Source organism: Streptomyces sp. SID14436 (genome assembly GCF_010548465.1).
Taxonomy (GTDB): Bacteria; Actinomycetota; Actinomycetes; order Streptomycetales; family Streptomycetaceae; genus Streptomyces.
On the sequence record NZ_JAAGMD010000233.1, the window covers coordinates 1 to 9,042 of the forward strand.

7 protein-coding genes and 3 tRNA genes are annotated in these 9,042 nt (G+C 71.3%); 4 read left to right on the forward strand and 6 right to left on the reverse strand.

What is annotated here, in order from left to right:
* Positions 1–42: 42 nt before the first annotated feature.
* The 5 genes from G3I53_RS08390 to G3I53_RS08410 form a co-directional block, all read right to left on the reverse strand.
* Positions 43–1,236 carry a hypothetical protein gene (locus tag G3I53_RS08390; RefSeq protein WP_203616751.1) on the reverse strand — a complete coding sequence of 398 codons (1,194 nt, stop codon included), beginning with the start codon at positions 1,234–1,236 and terminating at the stop codon, positions 43–45.
* 161 nt (positions 1,237–1,397) lie between these two features.
* A complete protein-coding gene (locus G3I53_RS08395) occupies positions 1,398–1,655 on the reverse strand; it encodes a hypothetical protein (protein WP_164438187.1) in 258 nt (85 codons plus the stop codon).
* A gap of 142 nt (positions 1,656–1,797) precedes the next feature.
* Positions 1,798–1,874, reverse strand: a tRNA-Ile gene (locus tag G3I53_RS08400).
* A 178-nt stretch (positions 1,875–2,052) separates the two neighbouring features.
* Positions 2,053–2,125, reverse strand: a tRNA-Asn gene (locus tag G3I53_RS08405).
* Positions 2,126–2,130: 5 nt separating this feature from the next.
* A tRNA-Asn gene (locus G3I53_RS08410) sits at positions 2,131–2,203 on the reverse strand.
* A gap of 175 nt (positions 2,204–2,378) precedes the next feature.
* On the opposite strand from G3I53_RS08410, the gene G3I53_RS08415 reads away from it, so the two are divergent.
* The 4 genes from G3I53_RS08415 (at position 2,379) to G3I53_RS08430 (ending at position 8,000) form a co-directional block, all read left to right on the forward strand.
* On the forward strand, positions 2,379–2,684 hold the full coding sequence (locus G3I53_RS08415; RefSeq protein WP_164338602.1) for a YtxH domain-containing protein: 306 nt from the start codon (positions 2,379–2,381) through the stop codon (positions 2,682–2,684).
* Between the two features lie 106 nt (positions 2,685–2,790).
* Complete coding sequence (locus tag G3I53_RS08420) at positions 2,791–4,248, forward strand: FGGY family carbohydrate kinase (protein WP_164438188.1); 1,458 nt, start codon at positions 2,791–2,793, stop codon at positions 4,246–4,248.
* A gap of 90 nt (positions 4,249–4,338) precedes the next feature.
* Positions 4,339–6,072, forward strand: coding sequence for an ABC transporter ATP-binding protein (locus tag G3I53_RS08425; protein ID WP_164336976.1), 1,734 nt, complete (start codon positions 4,339–4,341; stop codon positions 6,070–6,072).
* A complete protein-coding gene (locus G3I53_RS08430) occupies positions 6,072–8,000 on the forward strand; it encodes an ABC transporter ATP-binding protein (protein WP_164336974.1) in 1,929 nt (642 codons plus the stop codon). The genes G3I53_RS08425 and G3I53_RS08430 overlap by 1 nt, the downstream gene beginning before the upstream one ends.
* Before the next feature lie 42 nt (positions 8,001–8,042).
* On the opposite strand, the gene G3I53_RS08435 is transcribed toward G3I53_RS08430, so the two are convergent.
* Positions 8,043–9,042: RNA polymerase sigma factor (locus G3I53_RS08435; RefSeq protein ID WP_239063678.1), on the reverse strand; the 1,000-nt coding region annotated here is incomplete at its 5' end.

Here is a 9,042-nt window from a genome sequence, read left to right on the forward strand (position 1 = left end):
CGGCGCCGGCGGGCTCCCCGCGCTGCGGCTGCCGCGGCTCGGTCAGAACTTGCCGTAGCGTCCCGTGAGGTCGGCCTCCCGGCACAGGGCCGAGCCGATCAGGCAGGACACGTTCGCGTACTTGCGGGTGTAGACGTTGGTGACCTTGCCACCGTTGTAGATGTAGATGTGGTGGTTGGGCATCAGGCGGTGCTTGCCGGAGCGGATGGTCCAGTTGCCGCTCTTGGTCAGGTTGACGGTGGCGGCGCCGCTGATGGCCCCCTTGACCCCGCCCAGGCCCTTGCAGAACGGGTTGGACGCGTGCATGACCATCCGGACGTCCACGTTGTTCGTCCCGGAGCCCAGCTTCTTGGCGGACATGTGCTTGTCCGTCGCGGTCTTCTTGGCGACCTGCTTGCCGGTGGACTTCTTGTAGACGGTGGTCGGCTTGACGGACTTGTTGCCGGTGACCTTCTTGCTGCTCCAGGTCACGGTCGCGTGCAGCGCGGCCCGGTACTTGCCCGACTTCCAGTCGAACTTGGTGCGGCCGTCCCCGCCGAACTGGTAGCCCTTGCCGTAGTCGCAGCCCACCTTGGGGGCGTCGATCTTCTTCTGGGGTATGAACGCGACCCAGCTGAGGGTGGTGGTCTTGGCCGCCGCGGCGGCGCCGGCCTGCTGGGCCGCCTCCGCGCGCAGCCCCGTGAGGGAGCCGGTGGCGGGGACCGAGACGTTCATGCCCCAGACCTTGGCGTCGGGGTGGCCCTCCTCGGGCACCACGGGGGCGACCTGGTAGGCGTAGTCGGCGCCCGCCTCGACGGAGGTGTCGCGGAACGACTCCTGGCCCGCGGCCGTCCGGGCCAGCTCCTTGCCGTCGCGCAGCACCACGTAGGCGGCGTCGTCGGCGTAGCCCTTCCAGGACAGTTCCACGAAGTCCTTGCCCGCCGCGGCGGTGATGCCCTCGTGGGCGGAGGAGGAGTCCACGACCGCGGTCTCGCCGGAGCCGGCGCGCACCACGCTGATGCCCTGCGCCTTGAGTTCCTTGCCCTCGGCGCTGCCGGCGGCGAAGCCGGTCACGTCCTTCAGTCCGTCACCGGACGCGCCCGACAGCCCCGCGGCGGCGAACGTCGCTCCCGCCCGGTCGGGGGAGGCCGTCGAGTCGGCGGCGAGGGCCGTCGCCTGAAATCCGCCCGCGACGAGCACGAGCGGAGTCACGGACAGCGCCGTCACCTTGCTGAAACGCGAGAGTTGCACAGACATCCCTTCATCCCCGTCGGCGCCACGGACCCGCCGTGACACCGGGCGCCCTGTGTGTCAGGCACCTGCCAGGACCCTAGGAAGGGGAGGGAAGGGGTACAAGTGTCCAAAGGGGCAAGGCACTTAAGGGCAATGCCCGCCGGAGCCGGTGGCTCGGGCAGCCGTCACAGGCCTCCGGTGTAGAGGAGGAGGAAGCCGAGCGGGAAGAGCACCGCGACGGCACCGGTCGCCAGTCCGAGGACGCACTGGGTCCGCTTGCCGGCCCCGCTGACCAGGCCGAGGACCCCGAAGGTGACGGCGAGCGCGCCGGCCAGGATGCCGAAGAAGCCCAGGAAGAAGGCGAGGACGAGTCCCGCCACACCGAAGAAGAGGGAGACCGGCCCGTAGAGGGTGGCCGGGCTTTCGGTGGTTCCGGTGGCCATGTCGCGTCCCCTGCTTCCGTGGATCGGCATCGTCCGAGGCGGGAGCCCTGTCCCGCCGTCCCATCATGGCATTCGCCGAGGGGCCGTCCGGGACGCGGAGGGGGTGACACACGCGACCCCGGGGGACTTCTCCTGGGAGGCGTGGTGGGGCGGGTGGGACTCGAACCCACGGCCGACGGATTATGAGTCCGTTGCTCTAACCGGCTGAGCTACCGCCCCATAGCGGCGTGTCGCGTACATGTGTACGCGCCGTCTGCCGCAGCATAGCCGCTCATACGATCTCCTGCCTCGGCTGGTCGGCTGCGTACGGCCCTGCCGACCATGAGGACTGCGCCCGGTCGCGAACGGTTCCTCAGGGCATGAAAAAGGACCCCTGAGGGGGTCCTCGTTCAGCATGCTCCCCCGACTGGACTCGAACCAGTAACCTGCCGGTTAACAGCCGGCTGCTCTGCCAATTGAGCTACGGAGGACCGAGCTCCCCCGACTGGACTCGAACCAGTAACCTGCCGGTTAACAGCCGGCTGCTCTGCCAATTGAGCTACGGAGGAATGCCTCGTTGCATCGAACGTACCTCCCTGGGTATCCGCCAGGGGGCGCGCGCTCGCTGCGACACATACATTAGCGCAAGCAGGGGGGTGCTCCGCCAATCGGTACTCCCCGGCGCCCGTGCCGCACGAGTCCGACGCAGTCTACGCAGACCTACGCAAGGGAAGGGTGGCCGTCATGCGGTACCGGCTCACGTTCGTCGCCGGAGTCGTCCTGGGGTACGTGCTGGGCACGCGCGCCGGACGGGAACGCTACGAGCAGCTGAAGAAGTCCGCCCAGCAGTTCGCGCAGAACCCCGCCGTCCGCAACACCGCGGAGACCGCCGCCCAGCAGAGCCGCGAGTTCGCGGGCAAGGCCTACCACGTGGTCAGCGACAAGGTCGGCGACCGGGTGCCCGACTCGGTGGCGCAGCGGGTGCGCACCCTGCGCGAGCGCACCGCGCACGGCCCCGCCGAGGACGACTGGGGCACCAGCAACACCTGAGCGTCCGGCCCCCGGGGACGCGGGGGCCGCGCGCCCGGCACCGCCCCCGGCACCCGGACGGCGCCCTCGGCCGCCCCGGGTGCCGTGATACGGCAGAATTTTGGCCATGGGGATAGTCGCCGGGTTGGACAGTGCGCCCGATTTCACTCGCATCGTGGTCTGTGACGCGGACACCGGAGTCGTGCTCAGGCAGGGCTACGCGCCGCATCCGGTGGAGAGCCCCGACGGTCACCGCCCCTCCGACGTCGACCCGCAGGCCTGGCTGCTGTCGCTGGGCGAGGCCGCGGGCGGCGGCCTGCTGGAGGGCGTCCAGGCCATCGGGGTCTCCGCGCAGCAGAACGCGCTCGTGCCCCTGGACTCGCAGGGCAACACCGTGCGGCCCGCGATGGTCGGCGGGGACAAGCGGGCGCAGGTCGCGGCGGCCGACCTGGTCGACGCGCTCGGCGGGCGCGAGGCGTGGGCGCAGGCGGTGGGATGCGTGCCGCAGGCCGCGCAGCCGGTGACCAAGCTGCGCTGGCTGGCCCGCACCGAACCCGACAACGCGCTGCGCACCGCGGTCGCGCTCCAGGCGCACGACTGGCTGGTGTGGCAGTTGCTGGGCCGGCCGGTGCGCCGCACCACCGACCGCGGCGGCGCCTCCGGCACCGGTTACTGGGCGGCGGCCACCGGCGCCTACCGGGCGGACCTGGTGGAGCTCGCGCTCGGGCACCAGGCCATGCTGCCGGAGGTGATCGGCCCGGCCGACGCGGCCGGCACCACTCCGGAGGGCCTGCTGATCTCCGCCGGGACCGGCGAGACGATGGCGGCGGCCTTCGGGCTCGGGATCGGCCTGGGGGACGCGGTGGTGTCGCTGGGGGCCTCCGGCTCCGTGATGGCCGTGCACCCCGAGGCGCTCTACGACCACACCGGCATGATCACCGCGCTCGCCGACGCGACCGGCATGCACCTGCCGGTGGTCACCACGCTGAACGCGGTCCGCACCCTGCGCGGCACCGCGGAACTGCTGGGGCTGCCGGACCTGGAGAGCCTGTCCGACCTGGCGATGAAGTCGACCCCGGGCGCGCACGGGCTGGTGCTGCTGCCCTACCTGGAGGGGGAGCGGACGCCGAACCTGCCGCACACCGCGGGGACACTGGCCGGGCTGCGGCGCGAGTCGATGAAGCCGGAGCACCTGGCGCGGGCCGCGTTCGAGGGCATGCTGTGCGGGCTCGCGGACGCCCTGGACGTGCTGCGCGGCCGGGGCGTGGAGGTGCGCCGGGTGTTCCTGCTGGGGTCGGTCGCGGAACTGCCGGCCGTGCAGGCGGCGGCGCCCGCGCTGTTCGGGGCGCAGGTGATGGTGCCGCAGCCCGCGGACTACGCGGCGATCGGTGCGGCCCGGCAGGCGGCCTGGGCGCTCGGCGCCTCGCAGGGCACCCTGGATCCGCGGACCCCGCCCGTCTGGCAGGGCGCGGCGGCGCAGGTGCTGGACCCGGGCGAGGAGCTGGCGGTGGGTCAGGCGGTCCGTCAGCAGTTCGTGTCGGTGCGCGAGCAGACCCACCCGGGGGCCTTCGGCGGGCAGCGGTAAATCGGTTGAGGTAACACGGGTGGGCTGTCCGACGATAGGGGCCAGGGGCAACCGTCTGTTCCCCCGCCGACCCCTTTCGAGAGAAGCAGCGTGCTCATACGACTACTGCGGACCTTCCTCGGGCCCTACCGCAGACCCATCACCTTGCTGGTGCTGCTGCAGTTCCTGCAGACCTGCGCCACGCTCTACCTGCCCACCCTGAACGCGGACATCATCGACGACGGCGTCGTCCGGGGCGACACCGGTTTCATCCTGCGGCACGGCGCGCTCATGATCGTCGTATCGCTGGCGCAGGTGGTGTGCAACATCGGTGCCGTGTACTACGGCGCCAGGACGGCGGCGGCGGTCGGACGGGACGTGCGGGCGGCCGTGTTCGACCGCGTGCAGTCGTTCTCCGCCCGTGAGGTCGGTCACTTCGGCGCGCCCTCGCTGATCACGCGGACGACGAACGACGTCCTCCAGGTGCAGATGCTGGTGCTGATGTCGTTCACCCTGATGGTGTCGGCGCCGATCATGTGTGTGGGCGGCATCGTGATGGCGCTCGGGCTGGACGTGCCGCTGTCCGGTGTCCTCGTCGCGGTGGTGCCGGTGCTGGGGATCTGCGTGACGCTGATCGTGCGGCGGCTGCGCCCCCTGTTCCGCGCCATGCAGGTACGGCTGGACACGGTGAACCGGGTCCTGCGCGAGCAGATCACCGGCAACCGGGTGATCAGGGCGTTCGTACGGGACGACTACGAGCGGCGGCGGTTCCGCGCGGCGAACACCGACCTGACCGACATGTCGCTGGCCACCGGCAACCTGCTGGCGCTGATGTTCCCCGTGGTGATGACCGTGGTGAACCTGTCGTCGATCGCGGTGGTCTGGTTCGGCGCGCACCGGATCGACAGCGGAGGGATGCAGATCGGCGACCTGACCGCGTTCCTGGCCTATCTGATGCAGATCGTCATGTCCGTGATGATGGCCACCTTCATGTTCATGTCGGTGCCGCGCGCGGAGGTGTGCGCCGAGCGCATCCACGAGGTGCTGGACACCTCGTCGAGCGTGGTGCCCCCGTCCGCGCCGGTGACCGAGCTGCGCCGGCACGGGCACCTGGAGATCCGGGGGGCCGGGTTCCGCTATCCGGGGGCCGAGGAACCGGTGCTCCGGGCGGTCGACCTGGTGGCCCGGCCCGGCGAGGTCACCGCCGTCATCGGGTCCACCGGCAGCGGCAAGTCCACCCTGCTGGGGCTGGTCCCCCGGCTGTTCGACGCGACCTCCGGGGAGGTCCTGGTCGACGGGGTGCCGGTGACCGCCCTCGACCCGCGGCTGCTGGCCCGGACGGTCGGCCTGGTGCCGCAGAAGCCCTACCTGTTCGCGGGGACGGTGGCCACCAACCTGCGCTACGGCAACCCCGACGCCACCGACGAGGAACTGTGGCACGCGCTGGAGGTGGCGCAGGCCAGGGAGTTCGTGGAGCGGCTGGAGGGCGGGCTGGACGCGCCCGTCTCCCAGGGCGGCACGAACGTCTCCGGCGGTCAGCGGCAGCGGCTCGCGATCGCCCGCACGCTCGTGCAGCGGCCGGAGATCTACCTCTTCGACGACTCCTTCTCCGCGCTCGACTACGCCACCGACGCGGCCCTGCGCGAGGCGCTCGCCCGGGAGACCTCGGAGGCGACCGTGGTGATCGTCGCCCAGCGGGTGGCGACCATCCGGGACGCGGACCGGATCGTGGTGCTCGACGAGGGCCGGGTCGTCGGCACCGGCCGGCACCACGAGCTGATGGCGGACAACGAGACCTACCGGGAGATCGTGCTCTCCCAGCTGACGGAAGCGGAGGCGGCCTGATGGCGGGGCCCGGGGGACGGATGATGGCCGGGGGCGGCCCGGACCAGCGGTCGATGGACTTCAAGGGGTCGGTCAAACGGCTCGTCGCGCGCTTCGCGCCGGAACGCCTCACCCTGACGGTGCTGCTGGCCTGCGTGGTGCTGAGCGTGGGGCTCAGCGTGATCGGGCCGAAGATCCTCGGCCGGGCGACGGACCTGGTCTTCGACGGCATCGTCGGCCGGGACATGCCGGCCGGGCAGACCAGGGAACAGGTGCTCGACGCCATGCGGGAGCGGGGTGACGGCGACGTCGCGGACATGCTCGGCGGCACCGGCTTCACCCCGGGCGAGGGCATCGACTTCGCCGCCGTCGGCCGGGTGCTGCTGTTCGCGCTGGCGGTGTTCCTGGTGGCCGGGCTGCTGATGGCGGTGGCGACGCGGCTGGTGAACCGGGCCGTGAACCGCACCATGTTCCGGATGCGCGAGGACGTGCAGGGCAAGCTGTCGCGGCTGCCGCTGTCCTACTTCGACCGGCGGCAGCGCGGCGAGGTGCTGAGCCGCGCCACCAACGACATCGACAACATCGGGCAGACGCTCCAGCAGTCGATGGGGCAGCTGATCAACTCGCTGCTGACCATCATCGGCGTGCTGGCGATGATGTTCTACGTCTCCTGGATCCTCGCGCTGGTCGCGCTGGTGACGGTGCCGCTGTCGTTCGTGGTCGCCACCCGCGTCGGCAAGCGGTCGCAGCCGCACTTCGTGCAGCAGTGGCGCAGCACCGGCACGCTCAACGCGCACATCGAGGAGATGTACACCGGGCACACGCTGGTGAAGGTGTTCGGGCGGCAGGAGGAGTCGGCCCGGCAGTTCGCCGAGGAGAACGAGGCGCTGTACGAGGCCGGGTTCCGGGCGCAGTTCAACAGCGGCATGATGCAGCCGCTGATGTTCTTCGTGTCGAACCTCAACTACGTGCTGGTGGCGGTCGTCGGCGGGCTGCGGGTGGCGTCCGGTTCGCTGTCCATCGGGGACGTGCAGGCGTTCATCCAGTACTCGCGGCAGTTCTCGATGCCGCTGACGCAGGTCGCGTCCATGGCCAACCTGGTGCAGTCCGGGGTCGCCTCGGCGGAGCGGGTCTTCGAACTGCTCGACGCCGAGGAGCAGCGGCCCGACACCGAACCGGCCGAGCAGCCGGCCGAGCCGCGCGGGCGGGTGGCGCTGGAGCACGTGTCGTTCCGCTACAGCCCGGACAAGCCGCTGATCGAGGACCTGTCGCTGACGGTGGAGCCGGGGCACACCGTGGCGATCGTCGGCCCGACCGGCGCGGGCAAGACCACCCTGGTGAACCTGCTGCTGCGGTTCTACGAGGTCTCCGGCGGGCGGATCACCCTGGACGGCGTGGACATCGCGCGGATGTCGCGGGACGCGCTGCGCTCGCAGATCGGCATGGTGCTCCAGGACACCTGGCTGTTCGGCGGCACCATCGCGGAGAACATCGCCTACGGCGCCGCCCGGGAGGTGAGCCGCGAGGAGATCGAGGAGGCGGCCCGGGCCGCCCACGCCGACCGGTTCATCCGCACGCTGCCCGACGGCTACGACACGGTGATCGACGACGAGGGCAGCGGGGTCAGCGCCGGCGAGAAGCAGCTGATCACCATCGCGCGGGCGTTCCTGTCCGACCCGGTGATCCTGGTGCTGGACGAGGCGACCAGTTCGGTGGACACCCGGACCGAGGTGTTGATCCAGAAGGCGATGGCCGAACTGGCCCACGGCCGCACGTCGTTCGTCATCGCGCACCGGCTGTCGACGATCCGGGACGCGGACACGATCCTCGTCATGGAGGACGGTGCGATCGTCGAACAGGGCACGCACGAGGCCCTGGTGGCGGCCGAGGGCGCGTACGCCCGCCTGTACCGGGCCCAGTTCGCGCAGGCCGTGGCGGAGGTGGACTAGGGGGAGCCGGAGGGGGGTGCTCCCCCTCCGGCCCGGCCCCGTTCAGTCCAGGTAGCCGCGCAGCTGGTCCGCGAAGGCGTGGTCGCGCAGTTTGTTGAGGGTCTTGGACTCGATCTGGCGTATGCGTTCGCGTGTCACGCCGAAGATCCGGCCGATCTCCTCCAGCGTGCGCGGCCGCCCGTCCACCAGGCCGTAGCGGAGCTGCACGACCTTGCGCTCCCGCTCCCCCAGCGTCGACAGCACCGCCTCCAGGTGCTGCCGGAGCAGCAGGAACGCGGCCGACTCGACGGGGCTGGCCGCGTCGCCGTCCTCGATGAGGTCGCCGAGCGCGACGTCGTCCTCCTCGCCCACCGGCGCGTGCAGGGACACCGGTTCCTGGGCCAGGCGCAGCACCTCGCCGACCCGTTCGGGCGCGAGGTCGAGCTGCGCGGCGACCTCGTAGGCCGTCGGCTCGTAGCCCCGTTCCTGGAGCATGCGGCGCTGGACGCGGACCACGCGGTTGATGAGTTCCACGACGTGCACCGGCACCCGGATGGTGCGGGCCTGGTCGGCCAGGGCACGGGACATGGCCTGGCGGATCCACCAGGTGGCGTAGGTGGAGAACTTGTAGCCGCGGGCGTAGTCGAACTTCTCGACGGCCCGGATCAGGCCGAGGTTGCCCTCCTGCACCAGGTCGAGCATGGTCAGTCCGCGGCCCACGTACCGCTTGGCCACGGACACGACCAGCCGCAGGTTCGCCTCGATCAGGCGGCGTTTGGCCATGCGGCCCATGACGACGAGCCGGTCCAGGTCGAGGGCGAGCCGGCTGTCGAGGTCCGGGGTGAGCCGCAGCTTCTCCTCGGCGAACAGTCCGGCCTCGACGCGCCGGGCGAGTTCGACCTCCTCGGCCGCCGTGAGCAGGGGGATGCGGCCGATCTCCCGCAGGTACTGGCGGAACAGGTCCGAGGAGGGGCCGCCGGTCTCCGCGCGCAGGGGCGGTGGCGCGGGCTCCGCCTCCTCGACGGGCTCGGACGGCTCCGGCGGTCCGGCCGCCGGCGCGGGC